Source organism: Morganella psychrotolerans, assembly GCF_001676155.1.
Taxonomy (GTDB): Bacteria; Pseudomonadota; Gammaproteobacteria; order Enterobacterales; family Enterobacteriaceae; genus Morganella; species Morganella psychrotolerans.
Map to the genome: position 1 here is coordinate 742,504 of NZ_LZEW01000001.1, position 20,307 is coordinate 762,810.

Here is a 20,307-nt window from a genome sequence, read left to right on the forward strand (position 1 = left end):
AGCTCATTATCTCAATGGTAACGACATGTAATACCAGCCGTAAATATCCATATAGCGCAGGGTGGTCTGCGAGGTTTCATATTTCACATCAGTAAAGCCGCGCCGCAGATAGAGTGCGCGGGCTTTTGTATTTAAATCTGAGACATACAATGACAGCCGGTTGATGGACGGGTCAGTGCGTAACTGCTCTGTGATGCTGTCAAGCACCTGGTTGCCGATACCCGTTCCGCGCTGTGATTCATCCACACACAGATAGGAAATATAGGCGGTATCCGGTTCAGGGACATGCACAAACATCTGAAAAATCCGCCGGATTTTCATAAACGGGATAAACCCGGCTTTGCGCAGGATAGTCAGATAGGATACCGGGCGCGGCGCATTTTCCGTCGGGTGTTTCACACCATAGCTCAGCCCGTAAACAGCGACTAATCTGCCGTCACGTTTTACCTGAAAATGGCGGTCATGCGGCTCACTCAGCCCGCGCTGCCAGAACATCTCCAGCACCGCCTTACGTTGCTTATCCGGCATGGCGTGTATGGTTTTAAATTTAGACGAAAACGCCTGATAAAACAGGGCACATGCGCTGTTTATGTTTGTTTCATCCAAACTTTCTGTTTGTAATCTGCTACCATCAGGGGTAGTGGTTATACCTGTGCTCTTCATTATATTTGTCATTATGAATAATAAAAGACGAATTGATAAAAGATAGAGTAATCAGTCTAACTTTTATTGTCCAGCTTTTCGGAGAATATTCTCATGGATAAATTAACGGAAAAGCAGCGCCAAAAACGCCGCCAGATCCTGGATGCAGCAATGCACTGCTTTATTGAAAAGGGGTTTCATTCGACATCAACAGCAGAAATCTGCAAAGCTGCAGGGATGAGCCCGGGTAACTTATTTCATTATTATCCGACGAAATACGCGATTATCGAAGCTATTGCAGAGCTGGACAGTGATGATCACAAGACCATTCTTGCCATGGGCGACGAATCCGGTAATACCATTGATATTATTGAAAAAATAGTGTCGGCGTTGATCGCACTTTATAATGAACCCGGCTATGCGCGCATCAGTCTGGAAATTATCACCGAGGCGAGCCGTAACCCGGAACTTAACACCGCATTTGTGGTAAACGAGCAAAAGTTACACAGTAAAATACGGGATGTATTGCACCGGGGAATTGCCGCCGGAGAGATTGATTCACAACTGAACCCGCAACAAACGGCATCCTGGCTGATGGTGATAGCAGAAGGTGCGATGGGCCGCGACCTGATGGAGCCTGCGTTTAACTGGAAAACCAGTCTTGCCGGGCTGCATGTTTTGATCAGAAAAGCGCTTATACCCAACGTCGCAACCTGAATGAATAAGGGTATCCTGAATAATCAGTCTGCTAATAGACGCTGCATAATGGTGACGTTTTCATCGTTGATAACATCATCAAACATGGGTTTCCATCCCATCCGGGCATACATGGCTTGTTTATCCGGGGTGTAAAGATTGAGTGCAGGCGCGCGGCGCGCGGTTGCGGCATCAACCACCGTCTGTGTCAGGGCGCTGCCCAGCCCCTGACCCCGTGCGGCGGGCAGAGTATATATTTCACCTGTCCACCAGTCAGCATCTGCCATCCGGCTGGTTTTCAGCTCCCGCCAGATAAGACTGGCGGTTGCCAGCAATGCGCCGTTTTTATCTGTGGCAACAAACAATTGTTCACCATTTTCCCCGTTTACCCGGTTAAGCAGACGCGCCAGAATTATCTCCGGAGTCTGCCATTGCGGCAGTGCCTGCCACTCGTTATGCAGAACCTGTGCAATGGCCTGCATCAGAGGATAGTCCTCAGGCTGAGCAGTGACAGGGCGGACAACCATGGTGGGGATAGTCATGATGATGATACTCCGGGATATTCAATTAGTTCGCTAATCAGTGCCAGAACGGGCTGAAAGAGCGCCAGGCTCTGTTCATAAGTATAGTCGGTGCGGCGGATAGCGACACTGTGCCCGTGCAATGCATCCGCCAGAAGATGCAGAATGGCAGTCCGGCGGGCATCACTCAGCCCGCATGGCGCTATGATGCGCAGATAGCGCCGCCGGAAGCATTCTGACGGGCCGTCACTGTCCGCAGACAGCAGGACAGTCAGCAAACCGCTGTAAATATAAAGCAGATGCAGATAACTTTCTGCCAGGCGGCATAATTCCTGCTGCCGGGGTGCTTGCAGGTCAGGCTGATAAATTGTATCGACCAGCGCGGTGGCAAGTGCTTCCAGTAACTGCTGCTTGTTGCGGAAATAGTAATAAATCGCCATCGGATCAACCTTTAAGCATTCGGCGAGGGCGCGGATCGAAGGTATTTTTCCCTGTGCCTGCCACATTTTCTGTGCTTCAGTCAGTATATTTTCCGGTGTCAGTTTACTGCCCCGGTGAGCAGGCCGCCCGCAGGGCGGCAGTCGGGATTGGGTCACGTTCAGTCTCCGGTTACCGGAAATGGTGTTGATATTTAAGAATAAAATCCGTCACAGACATCGGTTTTTTGCCGGTGATCGCCGTGAAGTTATCAAATGTGGTTCCCGCTCCCGGAATACGGAATTCGCTGAAATCCACATAATGATCATAAATACTTTTCATATACGCCGGTTCAAGCTGCTGCTTTTTGACAAACTCACGGAATATTACCGGAGACAGCGCCTGATAGCGATACGGTTTCCCGGTAACATCACTGATAACAGCGGCAATTTCATGATAGTTTTTTGCATCATAGCCCAGGCGGTACACGCGGTTGCGGTGCTGTTCAGGTGCCCGTAAACAGGCCGCCGCCACTTCTGCCACATCTTCACAGGCAACCCAGCTCAGTGTTGCATCGCCGAAATAATCGCTCAATATACCGGGATCGCCATTATTATCACCCTGATATCCCAGCAAATTTTGCATATAGGATTCCGGTCGCAGATGGGTGAAATCAAATCCCGCCCATTCAATATAGCGCTCAACCAACTGATGCCAGGCCCAGTGTGCTACGCGGGTATTATCATCACCGCAGGCGCCGAGGTGAACAATATGGCGCACACCGGATTTTTTCGCTTCATCCGTAAATACTTTGCTCTGCTCCAGCATGGCAAGTGTATAGCCGGTCATCATAAAAACGGTATCAACACCTGCCAGTGCCGGTAATATTGAATCCGGATCATCATAATCGAAATAACGGACCGGCAGACCACTGTCAGCGAGCTTTTGCGGGTCACGGGCGGCGAGGATAATATTCAGCCCGGCGCTTTCCCGCAGGCGCTGAGTCAGAAATTTGCCGACCTGCCCGGTAGCGCCGGTGATCAGTACTGTGCGTGTTGCCGTCATCATTATTCCATCCGTTTTTGATCATATTATTGACGACAACCATATCAGTCCGCTAAGCTGTGTAAAGATATTCTACGGTGTAGAATGCCGGCAGAGCACAATATATATCATTTAATTAATTAACTATTAAGGTCTTAATCATGCGCAATATTATTTATATCGCGACCAGCCTCGACGGATATATTGCCGATGCACAGGATAAACTGGACTGGTTGTTTGCCGTACCAAATCCTGAGCAGGATGATATGGGATTTGCTGCGTTTATGCAGGGCATTGATGCGGTGGTGATGGGGCGCAAAACCTTTGAAACTGTGTGTAATTTTGACGGGGAGTGGCCGTATGATAAACCAGTTTTTGTATTATCGCGCTCTGTGACGGAATTACCGGAAAAGCTGACCGGTAATTCTGTGAAATTAATGCAGGGTGATATTAATGAGATACTGAATACGATTCACGGTTCAGGTTATAAGACACTGTATATTGATGGCGGAACGGCGGCACAGCAGTGTCTGGCGGCAGATTTGATTGATGAGATGGTGATCACGACTGTACCGGTTCTGTTAGGCAGCGGCAAACCCTTGTTCGGAACACTGACTGAGCCGCTGCAATTTGTTCATATCAAAACAGAGCGCTATTTTGATTATATGGTTAAAAACACATACTACAGACAGAGTGATCAGGCAGCGCAGGTCTGAGCACGCTCCGGGTGGCATAACTCAAATACCATTTCCGGCACTGAATACCGGTCCGTTTTCACCGATCTGATTGAACTCATAACCCGGCTGCTTTGGCCGGTATTTCATCCATACTGCGGCGCAGAACTATCATCGCAAAAACAATACTGCCCCCGACTGCCAGCCCGATAGCATTGACGCAATACCAACCCGCATAATAAAACGCAACACCTCCCAGCAAGCTGCCGAGCGCGCCAAAACTGAAGATAAGAAAGTCCGTTGCACCCTGGATTTTTGCCCGTTCATTTCCGCTATAGGTGCGTGGCAGCAGTTGCGTGGTACTGATCAGGATAAAATTCCATGCCAGCCCCAGAGCGGTCATGGCAATCAGAAAATGGGTATAACTGTTACCGGCAAGACTGACCAGATTAGTGATAAGCAGGCAGCCGACACCCAGCCAGACAAATAATTTCACCCCGAAACGGCTGATGAGATGCCCGGTAAAGAAAGAGGGCGCAAACATGCCCAGAATGTGACACTGGAAAACAAAGGCAATGGCGGGAAACTCAAAGCCCAGCGCTTTCATTGCTAACGGAAACGCGCCGATCATATAAACAACAAGGGCGTAACCGACAGCACTGACAACGGCAATCAGCATCAGTAATGGCTGGGAATAGAGCTGACGATACGGGCGGTTTGGCGGCGCATCTGTTACCCGCAGGGTATGTTGCGGTTTAAGCGGTAAATACAGTAACAGGGCAAATGCCAGCACATAAATGATACTCAGCGCCCAAAATGTCCCGGCAAACGGATAGGCTGCAACCAGTGTGCGGGTTGACATTGCGAGTGTCGGACCAATCAGCACGGCAACAATACCGCCGCTCATGACCAGTCCGATAGCTTTTGCCCGCAGCGCGGCAGGGGCCTCTTCCAGTGCGGCAAAGCGATATTGTTGTGCGGTGCCGATAGCAATACCGGTAAAAAAGGTACCGACGGAAAAAAGAGTCATACTCTGCGCATAAATACCGGCTATCGCCAGCAGAGCGCCAATTAATCCTCCTATATTTCCCAGGATAAACCCCGGGCGGCGACCTGCACGCATCATAAAATGCGCCATGGGAACAGAGGCAAAAATCAGACCGATATATTGCGCCAGCAGCGGCACGGTGGCGTAAGCCGGATCGTCCGCCAGTTGTGAGCCGATTAATACCGCCACAGAAAGAACCAGCGCATTACCGGTGGTAAACAGAGCTAAAGCGGCAGCCAGCCAAAAAACAGAACGGGGCATAATAATTCCTTATTATTCAGTGTCATAAATTAATATATGGATGAATAATGTAATAAGATGGAAATCAGTATGCCGGATGATACAACTTCAAGTTAACTTGAAGTCAAGAGGGGGTTTTGATCATTTTTTCTCTGTTTTTTTTCAGGCTGACCGCAAGGATTTTCCGGAAATTCGGACACTCCAGGTGATTTTCTGCCGGACATTGCTCAATATGCAGTAATCCCTGCTTCAATTTTTGCAGTTCGAGTATTTTATCATCAATTTCGGCGATTTTTTCTTTAATCGCTGTCCGTTCGATGCCTTTTTCCGGTAATTCACTGAGCATCACCGCGATTTCATCCAGCGAAAAATGCCCCTGTTTTGCCAGTATGATCAGAGAGAGCCGGGTCAGTACCTCCGGCTCATAGATACGGGTCAGACCTTTACGCCCGGCGGGCGTAATCAGTCCTTTGCTCTCATAATAGCGAATGGTGGCCGTTGTCAGACCGGTCAGTTGTGCAACCCGCCCGATGTTCAGTAATTTCATGCCTGTCCTGTCAGTTTGCGGAGTGAGGCGAGTGAATGGATCTGTTTTCCGTCTGCGGTAAAGTTGTCCGGAGATAACCATGTCTGCATCGCCTGATCCACATCCGGCCACTGCGTATCAATAATGGAAAACCACTCTGTATCGCGGTTACAGCCCTTGACCACGCGAGCCTGACGGAAACATCCCTCATACTGAAAACCCAGACGCAGCGCCGCGCGGCGGGACGGTTCATTCAGGCTGTCGCATTTCCACTCATAACGGCGGTAACCCAGGGTATCAAACGCATATTTCATCAGCAGCCAGTGGGCTTCCGTGGACATCACCGTGCCGCTCAGTAACGGGGAAAAATGAACATGTCCGACTTCAGTTACGCCATTTTGGCAATCTGTCCGCAACAGGGAGAACAACCCGATGGCTTTGCCGGTTTCTTTACTGATAATGGTAAAAAACAGTGGGTCGGTCAGTTGCGCATTTTTTTCAATTCGTGCCGTATACTCAGTGAGATCACGCGGCGGCTCATCCGGCAGCCAGGTCCAGTATCGTCCGTCGGGTGCAAGGGAAAATGCCTGATATAAATCAGCCGCGTGTGCCGGAACCAAAGGTTCAATACGGCAATGCTCTCCCTCTGCGCTAATCCGCTCAGGGTAAGGGCGTCCTGACCAATCCGGTATGGAATCGCCGACAGGTTGTCCGAATGTGTTTAACCGGCTCATTTTTTTTCTCCTCTGTGTATCTGTTTTTTTTGTACTGTAATATGCCGGGCAAAAAGAAGAAAGATCCAGTTTATTTAAATAACAGGGATCCGGTACCAAATTGATATTTTATTCTGTGGTAATCCAATACAGAACATGGAATGGCTGTGTTAATGGCTTATTTCACGAAATGTACTCCGGGGGAGTACATAACAACATGTCATTATATTGTGTAATCTAATATAATGATTAATCAATACGTTACTCTTATGCTGACAACGTGTTATGTGAATGTTTCATTAAATACAGGCTGATATATATGAGGGATATGGTAAGTAATATAAACAGGATAAATAAAAAAGAAATATCAGTATCAGAGTATTTTACAGTTATTTTTTTTACCTCTTTATTTTACTCGCTGTCATGTTTTTTTTCACTGTTTTACGGCAGTGTCAATATAGAGTTTCATCAAAAACTGACAACTGTCCTTAAAATAGTCACCGGTGGAATAAACAGCAAAGACCTGTTGCCGTATGAAACGATTATTTATAATATCCGGTTGCCCCGGATAATTCTTGTTGCTGTCACCGGCGCATCATTATCATTGGTCGGTATTCTGATGCAGACCATTACCCGTAATGAACTGGCTGATCCTTATATTCTCGGCGTTTCTTCCGGTGCGAGTGCGGGAGCTGTTTCCGCGATTGTGCTGGGGTTATTCTCTTCTGTTTCACCTTATAATATCTATATTGGCGCCTTTGCGGGGGGATTGATTTCCACCTCCATTATTGTGTTATTTAACTTTAAAAAAAAGTAATATGACAAACCTGGTGCTGATCGGGATAGGGATCTCCAGCCTTTTCTCTGCAATAACAACCGCGATTATTTATTTATCGAAAAATGAAAGTCAGGTGAAAAGTGCGATGTTCTGGATGCTGGGCAGTTTTTCAGGCATAAAATGGTCCTATATCTGGCTTCCGTTTGTTGCCATGCTGGTCGTGCTGGCATTCTGTCTTTTATTCAGTAATGTCCTTGATACACTGTTATTAGGCGCGGATGCTTCACAGCAGTTAGGTATTAATGTTGGTGCGATTAAATTATGTATCATCATTCTGTCTTCTTTTGTCGTCTCCATTATTGTTGCAAACGTCGGTGTTATTGCGTTTATCGGGCTGATTATTCCGCATATTGTCAGGAACCTTATTTCGGTTAAACATTTTAAGTTATCACTCTATTCCTGCCTGATCGGTGGCGCATTTTTAGTCATTATTGATACCATCTCCCGGAGCTGGTTTAAACCGGAAGAAATTCCGGTCGGGATACTTACTTCTTTAATTGGTGCGCCGTTGTTTGTTTATATCATTATCAAAGGAAACCGGAGCCGATAACATGAGTACTGTTGATGTTACTGACCTGAACTATAACGGAATACTGAAAGATATTTCGTTATCATTTTCCGGTAAACATATTATTGGTATTGTCGGGCCTAATGGTTCAGGTAAAACAACGCTGCTGAGACATATTTACCGCGATATAAAAACAAAAAAAACCGTCTTTCTTGATAAGACGGATATTGCTGCATTTTCGATAAAATCGCTTGCCCGTCATATATCAGTACTGACTCAGTTTAATGATCAGGTAGAAGGAAAACTGACCATTGAAGAGATAGCGGTTATGGGCAGAATGCCGTATAAAAAACATTATGTTGATTACAGTCACAACGATTTTCTGATAGCAGACCGCTATATGGCATTATTTGGCCTGCAAACCATGAGACATAAAGAGTATCACGATTTATCCGGCGGTGAAAAACAGCGGGTTATGCTGGCAAAATGTTTCTCACAGGAAACAGATATCATGATCCTCGATGAGCCGACAAACCATCTGGATGTCAGGTATAAAGTTGAGGTAATGAAAGCATTAGCGGCGTCAGATGCGACGGTTATCATGACGATTCACGATATTAATTTAGCCGCCAAATATTGCCGGTATCTTATTATGATGAAAGACGGTGAAATTTATGCACAGGGAACACCTGCGCAGGTATTTACCAAAGAGTGTCTGTTTGATGTATTTGGTGTGGAATTTACCATACTACCGGTCGATGATCGTGTGGCTATATTTCTCTGAATTAGTTTGTGTTTGTAACCCGGAGAGGGAATGATGAAAAAATTATTACTGAGTACATTTATTATCTCTGCACTATTTTCACTACCGGCGCACACTGCACTGGCACCGGTTCAGTTTGATGCAAATCTGGACGGCAGTGAATATCATTTTAAACTGGATAAACACCCGCAGCGTATTGTTTCCCTCAGCCAGATCACCACGGAGATGTTATTGGTACTGGGATTAGGTGACCGTATGGTGGGAACCGCCTTTCTGGAAGAGCCTATTTATCCGCCGGTCAAAGAAGCGTATGACAAAATCCCGGTGCTGGCAGAAAAATGGCCCTCTTATGAAGTGTTTATGTCAGTTTCCCCTGATTTTTCCACCGGCTGGGCAAATTCATATTCTAAATTAGCACTGGAAGCGAATAAAATTGTTCCGGAAGGCGTTTCTGTTTATATCCCCGAATCAATGACCTCTTCAGACGCGGATGTGAATACCTATTTTAATGATCTGCTGAAGTTTGGTGAGATTTTTGGCGTTGAAGACAATGCTCATAAATATGTTGCGTCTGAAAAAGAAAAATTAAAATCAGTCGTCAGCCATATTAATAAATACCCTGAGAAAACCGCGTTTATTTTTGATTCACAGGATGGTAAGCCTTATACTTTTTTTGAGGGGTATACGACGGAAATGCTTAAATTAATTTCAGTGAAAAATATTTTCGCCGGGAAAGGCATTAAAAAGACCTGGGCTGTCGGTAACTGGGAAGATGTGATTATGTCTGATCCACAAGTCATTATTATACCTGTCTATAAAGGCTTCCGTAATGATGATGATTATGACCAGAAAGTAGCGTTTCTTGAATCTATGCCGGAAATGCAGGGCGTCAGTGCGATAAAAAATAAAAATTATATAAAAGTGAATTTATCTGAGCTTGTTCCGGGTCCCCGTTCTATTGATATTCTGCCGGCACTGGCAAAAGAAATACACGAGAAACATTAATCGTGTATTTGTTCAGCACCGGTTTTTATCCGGTGCTGAAGTATGACGAGTATAATTAAAACAGATAAATCAGTGAATAGAAAAAAACCAGTGTCAGAACAACTGTCAGCAAGGTATTTTTAATTAATCGCGCAGATATTATGCAAAACAGTGTTCCCCATAAATACGGATTATCACTTATCTCCCGGAATTGTTGCTCTTCCAATAATACAATTGGCGCACAAATAGCCACCAGCAGGCAGGGCGCAGAGTAAGTCAGTGCCTGTTGCACAAAGACGGGCAGACGCAGCGGCAGCCCCGGGATCAGAAAAATAAAGCGCAGTGAAAAAAACATCACTGTCAGTGTCAGAATTAATCCCCAGCTCATTTTACATCCCCCCATTTACGACCCAGGAAGACAGCAATCAGCATGGCGCTGACACCGGCTACCACTGTGCTGCCCTGAATACCCTGGCGTGTCAGGAAAATAGTCAGTGCAAAAGAGATAATTGCACCGGTTAATGCACTTTTAGATTTAATCAGCGGCACAACAATGGCCAGTAATGTCGCGACGACTGAGAAATCCAGTTTTAGCTGACTCAGGTCACTGATGCTGTGCGCGAGAACAATTCCGAGCACGCTGACCAGCACCCAGACCAGGTAAAAACTGAGCCCGGCGCCGAAAAGATACGCAAAACTCAACTGTCTGCGCCCGGCAACACTGACGGCAAAGAGTTCATCTGTCAGTAAAAAACCGATACCCGCGCGTTGTACCGGGGTGAACGAACGTACATGCGGGCGCAGCGTCAGCCCGTAAAGCAGGTGCTGTGAGGTGATAAAAAAAACAGACACAATAATCGTGATAATCCCGGCGCCACTGTTTAGCAACCCGAGCGTTACAAGCTGAGCAGCACCGGCAAACATCATCGCGGACATCGCCACACTTTGTGCAAAGGTCAGCCCGCTGTCCACCGCCATCGAACCGGCAAGGATTGCCCAGGGAACCACAGCGAGATTCAGCGGGGTCATATGCAGCGCGCCGGTAAAAAAATCCTTCAGAGGTGATACGGGTAAATCAGAGGTTATCGTCATAGTGAGCCATCCGTCAGCATAAAACAGTAGCGGATACTCTGGCATCAGAGAGGGTAGGAAGATTGTATAAAATTGCTCAGCGGGTGCGGCGGTTATGGATAAATTTACCGGGTGAAATGCCCATTGCCCGTTTGAAATGGCGGGTAAAATGGCTTTGGTCAGTAAATCCGCACTGAACGGAGATATCAGCCGGGCGACCGCCGTCAATCAGTAACTGACGTGCTTTGCGCAGGCGCGCCTGGATAAGCCAGGCATGGGGCGGCATGCCGTAGCGCTGACGAAACTGGCGCAGAAAGTACCACGGACTCAGGTTTGCGAGTGCGGCAAGGTCGTCCAGTGCGTAATCAGTCTCCGGCTGGCTGCTCATCATATCCGCGATATGTTGCAGGCGCTGACCGGCAGGGGTTATTTCAATCCCGGAAAAACTTTTTTTATTATAACGGGTTATCAGCCATGCGAGGGTGGAGAGCAACAGTGAGCCTTTGAGCAGACGGTTATCCGGTTTGAGCAGTAAATCAAACAGCAGCCGCAGTTGTGCGGACAACCCCGGGTCATGTACCACAGCACTGGTAAACCAGGGAACAAAGCTCTGGTCTGTCGCTTTCAGATCCCGCATCAGGGTGTCCAGCATTTCAGGTGTCGGGTAAATCGCCCGGTAAGCCCAGCCGGTTTCCAGGGCGGAAGAGCCGGTGTGGATCTCATCCGAATTCACCAGGATGATATCCCCGGTCGGAGCATAATGATTACTGCCGGTGCGGAAGAACTGCTGTACACCATCTTCAATCACACCAATACAAAAGCCCTCATGAGTGTGACGGCTGAATTTTTGCTGATGATAGCGTGCCGAGAGCATACCCAGACCATAAAAATCGTCCAGGTGAAAATAATCCGCTGTTTCCCGGAGCTCCGGCTGTTTGTCATGCATAAAAATAGACCTGTATTTATACCCTTATTCATTCAAACAGCAGATTGGTTGTCTGTCTTGTACAAAATTGCGCATCTGCCGCGAAAATTCAATTAATTAATTTACGTGCGCTCAGGTCTTTAATAATCAACGCTGCCACCAGAGAGCAGCGGGGCAGGTCACGGCTGTCGAGCCATGCCAGTTCAGCAATTTCAGCCGCCGGTTTCAGTTCACCGGTAAATTCAGCCTGAAAACAACGGATGCGTACTTGCGTGCCGTCCTGCTTGCCATCCGCCTGTCCGGTAAAATCACCGTAAAAAGAGATAGAGTCCGGTATCAGGGTAACGGTCAATTCTTCATCAATTTCACGACAGAGTGCCTGTTCATCCGTTTCACCCGCCTCACGTTTACCGCCCGGGGCATAAAACAGGGTTTTATTATGTGAGTGCACCATCGCGACTTTGCCATCTTTCAGGGTAATCAGTGCCAGTTTATCAATCATTTTTGTGGTCATGGTCATTTCTCAGAGTTTATATAATTAATTATCACTATCGTTATTAAAACAGTACATCATAATGTATTTTTGAGGTAATAATCAGTGTACCGCTAACTGACTAAGAAACATTATACCCAACGTCATTTAAGATGCAGGCTGGCTGAGCGTAGCCAACGAACCTGTAGTTTGAATGAATAAGGGGATTAAGGATAATAACATTGAATACCAAACCCCATCGCTTCTATCAGGTTGATGTTTTCTCTGCGGTGCCGTTACTGGGCAATGCGCTGGCGGTCGTTGTTGATGCTGATGATTTGACGGATGAGGATATGTTGCGCTTTTCCCGCTGGACAAATCTGAGTGAAACCACCTTTTTGCTCAAACCGGTCGATCCGCAGGCGGATTATCGCGTACGTATTTTTACCCCGGACGGTGAGCTTCCGTTTGCCGGGCATCCGACTCTTGGCTCTTGCTATGTCTGGCGGGAGACGCAGTCGTTTCAGGAAAAACGCACTATTATCCAGGAGTGTGGCGTGGGGTTAGTGCCTATTCGTCAGCAGGATGAAAAGCTGGCATTTGCCGCGCCAAAATTGTTGCGCGGCGGGGATGTGGAGCCTGATAAACTGGCTCATATTATCAGTGCGCTGGGATTAACAGATGCGGATGTTGTGCGTTCTGCATGGGTGGATAACGGGCCGGGCTGGATAGGTCTGCAACTGACTTGCGTTGAAAGCGTGCTGGCGGTTAAGCCGGATTATTCCCGCCTGAATGGTTATGATATTGGTATTTGCGCTCTGTATGACGATCAGACGGGTCCGGTACAACTGGAAGTGCGCGCATTCTGTTGTTCCCTGGTGGAGGAAGATCCTGTCACCGGTAGTCTGAATGCGTCACTGGCACAATGGCTGATTGGCAACGGCACATTGCCGGAAAAATATACGGCCAATCAGGGACGGGCACTCAGTCGTGACGGACAGATTTTTCTGAGCAAAGAGGGCGCTGATGTGTGGGTTGCCGGTGATGTGGTTTCTGTTATCACCGGGCAGGTGTCTCTGCGCTGATTATGTCCCTGTTTTTCCGGTCTGTAAGGGATTTATCAGACTTTACAGACCGGCATATAAGGCGCTAAATCCGGTTTTTCGTTTTCTATCCAGTCTGTAATGATGTTCAGGGCGCCGGGATAATAGGCATCGCGTCCGGCATACAAAAAATGCCACCGGCGCAACACCGGCCAGTCACTTTCCAACTGATAATTAAAGGCGGGTGCGCGGAGTAATCCGTGACCGGCCTGCGGAAAAATAATCACATCAGCCTGCGGATTATCTTTCAGGGCTGACTGATAATGACAGGCATCAGTGCGCGCATTTACATTTAAATCTTCCGCGCCCCATACCGCTAATACGCGCCCGTTCATGCGCGGCAGGTCAGCGGATGAATCACTCAGGTAATTTTTTGCTACGAACGCAAAGCGATCCGGCGTCATATCACTGCGTTGCGCCGGGTCTTTTGAACCATTCATTGCGAAAATACGGTCATTTTCTGTTTGCTCTTCCGCCAGCAAACGGGCGATATCATCAGGTGTTTTTCCCTGCTGCGCATAGCGCAATCCCTGATAAAACTGCCCCTGATCCCGCCAGTTAACCGCTCCGCCGATAATCACAGAGAATGCCGGATGTGATTGTCCGGCCGCCGCAGGGATAACCCATCCCGCCTGGGAAAAACCGAGAAAGCCGACTTGCACAGTGCCGTCCGGATAGCGGGACTGAATAAAGCGCAGTGCGGCTGCCGCTTCTTCTGCGCGATCCGGCATTGATTGATCCGGCCAGTTTCCCCGGCTGCTGCCGACACCGGCTTTGTCCCATGAAAACACCGCAATACCGGCATCTGTCAGTGTGTTAAACAGCGGGCTGTAACCCATATTGGAATAACGATCCTGCGGGCCATCGCCGTGAATAATAACGGCAACCGCCGCCGGTTGTCCGCTTCCCGGTAACAGAAGTGTGCCGGAAAGGGTATTACCCTGTGATTCAAAGGTCAGTTCCTGCTGTATCGCGTTATCAAAATCGAAATCATCAAGGTGACTGGTAAAAAACAGCACAACACCGGCTGTCAGCAGTAAGAAAAATAGCCTGGTTAATATGCGGGTGGCGGCGTATTTCATTATTATTTCTCTCAGAAGAGCAGATAAAAATTAGACTAAACAATCTGAAATATAATGTCGAACATTTCCCTGAGCTATCCGTTGTGGGCTTAATATTGTGTTCAGATTCAGCTCAGGCGTTTGAGGCTCTGGCTGTGCTGCATAATGAAATCGATAAAGCAGCGCAGGCGCGGGGAGAGAGTCTGACTCCGGTAATAGACTGCGTGAATGGGTTGTTTGTTTTCATACGTAAATGAGGTCAGGATCTGCCGGAATTCGCCGCTTTCGCGCATCTCATGGGTCATAAAATCGGACATACAGACAATCCCTGCACCCTGACGAGTCAGATTACAGAGAATTTCCCCGCTGCTTGCGGCAATATCAGGGGTGATTTTCAGTCCTTTTTTATCATTATAATACAGCGGCCATTCATTCAGACTTTCCGGCGAGGTAAATCCCAGCAGGCGGTGTTGTGTCAGCTCCTGTGGTGTTTTGGGTTCGCCGTACTGTTGCAGATAGTGCGGGCTGGCTAAAATGCGCAACCGGCTGTGACCCAGTAATGTGGCGTGAAGAGAAGAGTCCGCGAGTGTCCCGATACGAAATGCAATATCTGTCTGTTTTTCAAGTAAATTAATAACACCTTCATAGTTGGTCAGTTCCAGGCGGATCTGCGGGTAGAGCTCATTAAACTGCGCCACCAGCGGTGTTATCACATGAATAAGAAAGGGCGTTGATGCATCCACCCGCAAAATACCGGACGGGATCTGCTGGTGGTTCATCAGCGCATCTTCTGCTTCCTGTGCGAGCTGTACCACATCCCGGGCTTTGTGCAAAAATACCGCGCCTTCCTCACTCAGTTTCAGCCGCCGGGTCGTACGTAAGACGAGTGTGCTGTTCATTTTTTCTTCCAGACGCAGCAGGGCGCGGCTGGTGGCAGAAACCGTCAGTCCGCTCTGTGCGGCGGCGGCAGTGATAGATCCGCTGTCCACCACAGCGATAAATACCCGCATCTCTTCCAGCGTAATGTTCATTTTCGCGTTTCACTCAATTATTTTTTGCAGATTAACGACTATTTCCGCCAGAATCAATGTGACACAATCGCCGCACTTACAACAAAGTGGCGTTGTTATTATTTTCTGAGGACATTATGCGAACAAATACTGCACTGTTATCCCTTTCTGTCGGGGCTTTTGCTATCGGTGCGACCGAATTTTCCCCGATGGGCATGCTGCCGGAAATCGCAGGTTCACTGGCGGTTTCCATTCCTACTGCCGGTATGCTGGTTGTGGTGTATGCGCTGGGGGTAATGTTGGGTGCGCCAATTATGACATTGTTATTAATTAAGCGTTCACCGAAAGCTGCCCTGATTTTTCTGATGAGCATTTTTACCCTCGGTAATATTTTGTCGGCGCTGTCGCCGAATTATGAAATGTTGCTTATCGCCCGCTTTATTACCAGCCTGAATCACGGCGCATTTTTCGGGATAGGCGCGATGGTGGCGACCCGCGTGGTCGCGAAAGGGAAAGAGGCGAGTGCTATCGCAGGGATGTTTATGGGACTGACCATTGCCAATATCGGTGGCGTACCGGCGATCACCCGGTTATCCCAGATACTGGGCTGGCGTGAATCTTTCTTTGCCATCAGTGTATTAGGGCTGATAACTATGCTGGCACTGTTGCGCTCTCTGCCGCGTAATATGCAGGGACAAGAGCTGAACCTGCGCCGCGAATTACAGGTGCTGACCCGCCCGGCAGTGTTACTGGCGATGCTGTGTACTGTGCTCGGTGCCAGTGCAATGTTTACATTTTATACCTATATTTCGCCGTCACTGATGTTTATCTCCGGTGTGCCGGAAGCACAAATCAGTATCATGCTGGTGCTGGTTGGTCTGGGATTTACGCTGGGGAACTACCTCGGCGGCGTTTGGGCAAACCGCTCAGTTTCCCGCACATTATACGGATTATTTACCCTGCTGGCGCTGACCATGGTGCTGTTCCCTATGGTAGCAAGTGACAGTGTCACGGCGGGCGTAATGCTGGTTGTCTGGGGGCTGGCAAGCTTCGGGATTGTGCCGCCGTTACAGGTAAAAGTGATGCAGGTAGCCTCGGAAGCACAGGCGCTGGCATCATCGGTCAATATCGGGGCGTTTAACCTGGGTAATGCTGTTGGTGCGGCGCTGGGGGCATCTGTACTGGCGAACGGTGGTGATTATTCTGCGGTCAGTTATGCCGGTGCTGCTGTTGCTGCGGGCGGGTTAATTATCCTTCAGGTCACATTGCGTCAGGCAAAACGTCAGCGGATGATGAAAGCAAAACACTGTACTGAAAGCTGAGTTATCTGATATTTCCCGCATAACCGCAGCCTGTTGCACCATATTGTTATACTGTGCAGTTGCTGCGGTTGTTTTAATGGTTATTCCTCATCACTGACCGGCGTATACACCAGCAGCCGGTTTGATTTATCAATATCAAATGTCAGTGACGCGTACTCGTAGGTTTCCCGCTGTCCGTCAAATTCAATCTCCCGCATTCCGTTACAGGGCTGATAAATCTCATGAATATTCCACAGCCGGTTAAATACCGGGGATTCCTCACATAATGTACGGATAAGCAACTGAATCGCGGGGTCTTGTTTTGTCCGCGCATAATCACGGCGGAAACTGGCGAGCAGGCGCTGTGCATCAATATCCCAGTCAGTAAAACGGGTCTGATAGCGCGGATCAGTAAACAGCATATATAAAAAGTTGCGCATTTTGGGCGTGGCATCAGAAAAATGAAAATATCTGTCCGCTTTGTCATTATAAGCCAGTACATCCCAATGCAGATTCAGTACATAACAAAGATAACTGTCCGGAAAATCATCCAGCATACGGGTGATCACAGCGGGGACATGATGCTCCGTTTCACTTGTGGTTTCCGGTACCCGCTGGTGTGCCAGCAGATAAAGGTGCTGACGTTCAGCATCATTGAGCTGCAACGTCCGCGCCAGATTATCCAGAAAGCGGGTGGATACACCAATTTCGCGACCCTGCTCAAGCCAGGTGTACCAGGTCAGCCCGACACCCGCGAGTGCTGCAACTTCTTCCCGCCGCAGTCCGGGAGTGCGCCGCCGCGAGGTATGCGGCAGACCTGCACTTGCCGGTGTCAGGCTTTCGCGTTTTGTCCGCAGGAAATCAGCCAGTTCCGGGCGGGTTCGTGCTTTATCACTCATTGTCGGTAGTCCTGTGTCATCAGTTATGTTTTGTCAGCCTGTTGCAATAATATAGCCTGTTGCTTTTAGTAATAGTATAACCAGTTAAATTGTAACAGGATAACACCCCGATTATAGTCTCATTCCTGCTTATACCCGGATTCATTCAAACTACAGGTTCGTTGCCTGCATCCTGAATGACGTCGGGTATAGAATTGGTTACATAATGAGATAAAAAATGAATCAGCAACAACGGATCGCGCTGTTTGTATTAGTCCTTGCCGGGTTTGTCACTATTTTTGATTTATTTGTGGTTAATGTGGCGATAGTCAGCATTGAGCGCGATTTACACACCAGTTTTACGGAGCTGACACTGATTATTGTCGGGTATGAACTGGCTTTCGGGCTGTTGCTTATCACCGGCGGGCGTCTTGGTGATATTTACGGGCGGCGCTGTTTGTACCGTGTTGGTATGACCTGTTTTACTGTCGCATCATTGTTGTGTGCATTTTCGCCCACCGCGACACTGCTGGTGACAGCCCGCTTTATTCAGGGGCTTGCTGCCGCACTCCTGTTTCCGCAGGTCTACGCCGGGATCCGCCTTAATTTTAATGAAACACAGGCAAAAAAAGCCTTCGGTTACCTGGGAATGACGCTCGGGCTTGCCGCGATTGCCGGGCAGGCGCTGGGCGGCTGGCTTATTACACTGGATCTGTTTGGTATGAGCTGGCGGCTGATTTTCCTGGTCAATCTGCCGGTCGGTATTCTGGCACTGATGTTATCCCGTTATTTACAGGAAGGGCGGGCAGAAGGCCGGTTAACACCGGACTGGTGCGGTGTCATTCTTTCAGCAGCCGCTATCAGTATGCTGTTGTTGCCGTTACTGATGTTACCGGTATGGGGCCGGGATTGGCGCAGCAGCGGGTTATTTATCACCGGTATTATTCTGTTGTGGTGCTTTGTCCGTCATGAAATTAACCTGTCCCGCAAAGGTAAAACACCGCTGTTTGATATGGCAATATTACGCAACCGGTCGTTTGTTACCGGCACCGGCGTCGTGGTTTGTGTGTATGCCACATCCTCTGCATTTCCGCTGATACTTTCTCTGTTGCTGCAAAACAGTATGGGGGCAACGCCACTGGAAGCCGGGCTGATTTTTGTTCCTGCCAGTATCGGATTTGTTATTGCCTCATTTATCACGCCCGGCGCGATGATCAAATACGGAGAGCGGGTTATTTTCCGGGGCGCATTATGGTATGCCGCCGGTTATCTCGCACTGATTACAGGGCTTCATCTGTTGCCCGCCGGTGATACGCTGTGGTTACTCACCCCATTGTTGTTCTGGGTGGGTTTTACCCAGGGAATGATCATGACCCCGATGCTGAACCTGGTGCTCTCCCGTGTTTCTGCGCAAGATACCGGAATGGCTTCCGGACTGACCGCCACACTGCAACAAATCGGTGCGGCAGCAGGGGCTACCGCGGTATCCGTTATTCTGCAATTTTCATTTAAGTCTGAGGTTATTACTTCATTGACTGCCGGGTCTGTTACTGCATTCAGCCTGAGTCTCGGGTTTAATATTCTGATGGCATTGTGTGCGGCGTGGTTTCTTTACCGGCTGACGCGCAAGCCCTGCGTGAGCGGATGATGAAAACAGCAGTCAGCAGAAGGGCTGCAAGTACACAACCTAATGCAGCCCGGATATCCCCCTGAAGTGAAAATGAGGAGACAAACATACCGCCCGCAGCAGATCCGGCTGCGATCCCTGCATTAAAAAAAGCAATATAAAGAGCGCCGGTTATTTCAATATCCGGCGCACTGAATCGGATCATCCAGGTCATCAGTACCACAGACACACCTCCATAGGTGAGCCCCCAGAGAATGACCAACGGGATCCGGGCAGTCATGACAGGAGGAAGAAAAAGTAACCCGGCTAATGTCAGAATGATCCCTGTAATGATACAAAAAACAGCCCGGTACAGATGACGTCCGGCAAGTAGCCCGAACAGAAAGTTTCCGGCTATCCCGGCAATACCGTAAAGTGCCAGTAATCCGCTCAGATTTTGAGGTTGCAGTTGCGGATCTTCATGTAATAACGGGCGGATAAAGGTAAATATCATAAAATGTCCGGTTACCAGCAGCAGCGTGATAAACAAACCGGTACGGATAACCGGGCGGCGCCACTGCGTTATAAACCGGCTTACAGCAGGTGCGTGTGTACAGGGCAAAGATGGCAGGCACACCATTTGTAACAGCAGAATAGCGAGGGAAAATGCGCTCATGATAGTGAAGACTCCCCGCCAGCCGGTCAGTTCCCCCAGCATGATACCTGCGGGGATGCCCAGTACGGAAGCCGCCGCCACGCCGCCAAAAATCAATGATGTTGCAGCGGCGACCGACCGGGCCGGCAACAGGCGGACGGCAATACCACCGGCTATCGCCCAGATCCCGCCGATACTCAGCCCGACAATAATCCGTGCGGCAACCAGTACATAAAAATGCCCAGCGAAAGCGGCACTGATATTTGCCAGCATCAGCAATGCCATCAGCAGCATCAGCAGGGAACGCCGGTTCAGCTGACCGGCAAATAAAATAACCAGCGGGGAACATAATGTCGCTACTATCGCCGGGATAGTCAGCAGCAGGCTGACTTGTGCCTGCGGCACATCAAAATCGGCAGCGATAGGGCTGAGTAATCCGACCGGCAGCATTTCGGTGGTGACAACCGCAAAGGTGGCAAGTGTGATGGCAATAACGGAAAGCCATCCCCGCCGTAATGATGGTAAAGATAAACAATGATTGGCTGACATACATTCCTCATAAAAAATAAACATAACTTGAGGCGTTAGTCTATCTGCGCCAATATGACAGA

At 48.6% G+C, this 20,307-nt stretch carries 24 protein-coding genes; 9 read left to right on the plus strand and 15 right to left on the minus strand.

Annotated features, from left to right (window positions below; translation table 11 throughout):
• Positions 1-6: 6 nt before the first annotated feature.
• The gene (locus AYY16_RS03690; RefSeq protein ID WP_223861149.1) at positions 7-606 is read right to left on the minus strand and encodes a GNAT family N-acetyltransferase; all 600 of its coding nucleotides are present in this window, start codon (positions 604-606) and stop codon (positions 7-9) included.
• 150 nt (positions 607-756) lie between these two features.
• Between AYY16_RS03690 and AYY16_RS03695 the strand changes: the two genes are divergently transcribed.
• Positions 757-1,359: a TetR/AcrR family transcriptional regulator gene (locus tag AYY16_RS03695; RefSeq protein ID WP_067362225.1), complete on the plus strand. Its 603-nt coding sequence runs from the start codon at positions 757-759 to the stop codon at positions 1,357-1,359.
• 23 nt (positions 1,360-1,382) lie between these two features.
• Here the strand turns inward: AYY16_RS03695 and AYY16_RS03700 are convergent, their stop codons facing one another.
• From AYY16_RS03700 to AYY16_RS03710, 3 genes are read right to left on the minus strand one after another with little or no spacing between them, the layout of a single operon-like run.
• Positions 1,383-1,880, minus strand: a complete 498-nt coding sequence (locus tag AYY16_RS03700) for a GNAT family N-acetyltransferase (RefSeq protein WP_223861148.1) — start codon at positions 1,878-1,880, stop codon at positions 1,383-1,385.
• Entirely contained in the window at positions 1,877-2,455 is a 579-nt protein-coding gene (locus AYY16_RS03705; protein ID WP_067362228.1) for a TetR/AcrR family transcriptional regulator, read from the minus strand. The genes AYY16_RS03700 and AYY16_RS03705 overlap by 4 nt, the downstream gene beginning before the upstream one ends.
• A 13-nt stretch (positions 2,456-2,468) precedes the next feature.
• Positions 2,469-3,344, minus strand: coding sequence for an NmrA family NAD(P)-binding protein (locus tag AYY16_RS03710; RefSeq protein ID WP_067362231.1), 876 nt, complete (start codon positions 3,342-3,344; stop codon positions 2,469-2,471).
• A 137-nt stretch (positions 3,345-3,481) separates the two neighbouring features.
• Between AYY16_RS03710 and AYY16_RS03715 the strand changes: the two genes are divergently transcribed.
• Complete coding sequence (locus AYY16_RS03715) at positions 3,482-4,036, plus strand: dihydrofolate reductase family protein (protein ID WP_067362234.1); 555 nt, start codon at positions 3,482-3,484, stop codon at positions 4,034-4,036.
• Between the two features lie 76 nt (positions 4,037-4,112).
• Here the strand turns inward: AYY16_RS03715 and AYY16_RS03720 are convergent, their stop codons facing one another.
• From AYY16_RS03720 to AYY16_RS03730, 3 genes are all read right to left on the minus strand, one after another.
• A complete protein-coding gene (locus tag AYY16_RS03720) occupies positions 4,113-5,303 on the minus strand; it encodes an MFS transporter (RefSeq protein ID WP_067362239.1) in 1,191 nt (396 codons plus the stop codon).
• Positions 5,304-5,406: 103 nt separating this feature from the next.
• The gene (locus AYY16_RS03725) at positions 5,407-5,829 is read right to left on the minus strand and encodes a MerR family transcriptional regulator (protein ID WP_067362242.1); all 423 of its coding nucleotides are present in this window, start codon (positions 5,827-5,829) and stop codon (positions 5,407-5,409) included.
• Entirely contained in the window at positions 5,826-6,542 is a 717-nt protein-coding gene (locus tag AYY16_RS03730) for a GNAT family N-acetyltransferase (RefSeq protein WP_067362245.1), read from the minus strand. Before AYY16_RS03730 ends, AYY16_RS03725 begins: the two co-directional genes overlap by 4 nt.
• A 307-nt stretch (positions 6,543-6,849) precedes the next feature.
• Here AYY16_RS03730 and AYY16_RS21510 point away from each other — a divergent pair, with 307 nt between their 5' ends.
• Genes AYY16_RS21510 through AYY16_RS03745 form a run of 4 tightly spaced genes read left to right on the plus strand, consistent with a single transcriptional unit; the run spans position 6,850 to position 9,635 of the window.
• Positions 6,850-7,338 carry a FecCD family ABC transporter permease gene (locus AYY16_RS21510; RefSeq protein WP_328585666.1) on the plus strand — a complete coding sequence of 163 codons (489 nt, stop codon included), beginning with the start codon at positions 6,850-6,852 and terminating at the stop codon, positions 7,336-7,338.
• 1 nt (position 7,339) lies between these two features.
• Entirely contained in the window at positions 7,340-7,909 is a 570-nt protein-coding gene (locus AYY16_RS21515; protein WP_328585660.1) for a FecCD family ABC transporter permease, read from the plus strand.
• Position 7,910: 1 nt separating this feature from the next.
• Entirely contained in the window at positions 7,911-8,651 is a 741-nt protein-coding gene (locus tag AYY16_RS03740) for an ABC transporter ATP-binding protein (protein WP_067362247.1), read from the plus strand.
• 30 nt (positions 8,652-8,681) lie between these two features.
• On the plus strand, positions 8,682-9,635 hold the full coding sequence (locus AYY16_RS03745) for an ABC transporter substrate-binding protein (protein ID WP_067362250.1): 954 nt from the start codon (positions 8,682-8,684) through the stop codon (positions 9,633-9,635).
• 55 nt (positions 9,636-9,690) lie between these two features.
• Here AYY16_RS03745 and AYY16_RS03750 read toward each other — a convergent pair whose 3' ends face one another.
• From AYY16_RS03750 to AYY16_RS03765, 4 genes are all read right to left on the minus strand, one after another.
• Positions 9,691-10,002: an AzlD domain-containing protein gene (locus AYY16_RS03750; protein ID WP_067362253.1), complete on the minus strand. Its 312-nt coding sequence runs from the start codon at positions 10,000-10,002 to the stop codon at positions 9,691-9,693.
• Positions 9,999-10,706: an AzlC family ABC transporter permease gene (locus AYY16_RS03755; protein WP_067362256.1), complete on the minus strand. Its 708-nt coding sequence runs from the start codon at positions 10,704-10,706 to the stop codon at positions 9,999-10,001. The genes AYY16_RS03750 and AYY16_RS03755 overlap by 4 nt, the downstream gene beginning before the upstream one ends.
• Positions 10,707-10,782: 76 nt before the next feature.
• Positions 10,783-11,631: an AraC family transcriptional regulator gene (locus tag AYY16_RS03760; RefSeq protein WP_067362259.1), complete on the minus strand. Its 849-nt coding sequence runs from the start codon at positions 11,629-11,631 to the stop codon at positions 10,783-10,785.
• An 88-nt stretch (positions 11,632-11,719) separates the two neighbouring features.
• The gene (locus AYY16_RS03765) at positions 11,720-12,124 is read right to left on the minus strand and encodes an NUDIX hydrolase (RefSeq protein WP_067362262.1); all 405 of its coding nucleotides are present in this window, start codon (positions 12,122-12,124) and stop codon (positions 11,720-11,722) included.
• A gap of 200 nt (positions 12,125-12,324) precedes the next feature.
• Here AYY16_RS03765 and AYY16_RS03770 point away from each other — a divergent pair, with 200 nt between their 5' ends.
• The gene (locus AYY16_RS03770; protein WP_067362267.1) at positions 12,325-13,167 is read left to right on the plus strand and encodes a PhzF family phenazine biosynthesis protein; all 843 of its coding nucleotides are present in this window, start codon (positions 12,325-12,327) and stop codon (positions 13,165-13,167) included.
• Positions 13,168-13,202: 35 nt separating this feature from the next.
• On the opposite strand, the gene AYY16_RS03775 is transcribed toward AYY16_RS03770, so the two are convergent.
• Together AYY16_RS03775 and AYY16_RS03780 are read right to left on the minus strand one after the other, a co-directional pair.
• A complete protein-coding gene (locus tag AYY16_RS03775; protein ID WP_150384702.1) occupies positions 13,203-14,267 on the minus strand; it encodes an alpha/beta hydrolase family protein in 1,065 nt (354 codons plus the stop codon).
• 107 nt (positions 14,268-14,374) lie between these two features.
• Positions 14,375-15,277 (minus strand): LysR substrate-binding domain-containing protein, encoded by a 903-nt coding sequence (locus AYY16_RS03780; protein ID WP_067362275.1) that lies wholly within the window; start codon positions 15,275-15,277, stop codon positions 14,375-14,377.
• Between the two features lie 116 nt (positions 15,278-15,393).
• Here AYY16_RS03780 and AYY16_RS03785 point away from each other — a divergent pair, with 116 nt between their 5' ends.
• Complete coding sequence (locus AYY16_RS03785) at positions 15,394-16,578, plus strand: MFS transporter (RefSeq protein ID WP_067362277.1); 1,185 nt, start codon at positions 15,394-15,396, stop codon at positions 16,576-16,578.
• 80 nt (positions 16,579-16,658) lie between these two features.
• Here AYY16_RS03785 and AYY16_RS03790 read toward each other — a convergent pair whose 3' ends face one another.
• Entirely contained in the window at positions 16,659-17,456 is a 798-nt protein-coding gene (locus AYY16_RS03790) for a helix-turn-helix transcriptional regulator (RefSeq protein ID WP_067362280.1), read from the minus strand.
• Between the two features lie 217 nt (positions 17,457-17,673).
• On the opposite strand from AYY16_RS03790, the gene AYY16_RS03795 reads away from it, so the two are divergent.
• Positions 17,674-19,083: an MFS transporter gene (locus tag AYY16_RS03795; RefSeq protein WP_067362283.1), complete on the plus strand. Its 1,410-nt coding sequence runs from the start codon at positions 17,674-17,676 to the stop codon at positions 19,081-19,083.
• Here the strand turns inward: AYY16_RS03795 and AYY16_RS03800 are convergent.
• Positions 19,010-20,245, minus strand: a complete 1,236-nt coding sequence (locus AYY16_RS03800) for an MFS transporter (RefSeq protein ID WP_067362287.1) — start codon at positions 20,243-20,245, stop codon at positions 19,010-19,012. The two genes, AYY16_RS03795 and AYY16_RS03800, sit on opposite strands and share 74 nt — an antisense overlap.
• Positions 20,246-20,307 lie beyond the last annotated feature (62 nt).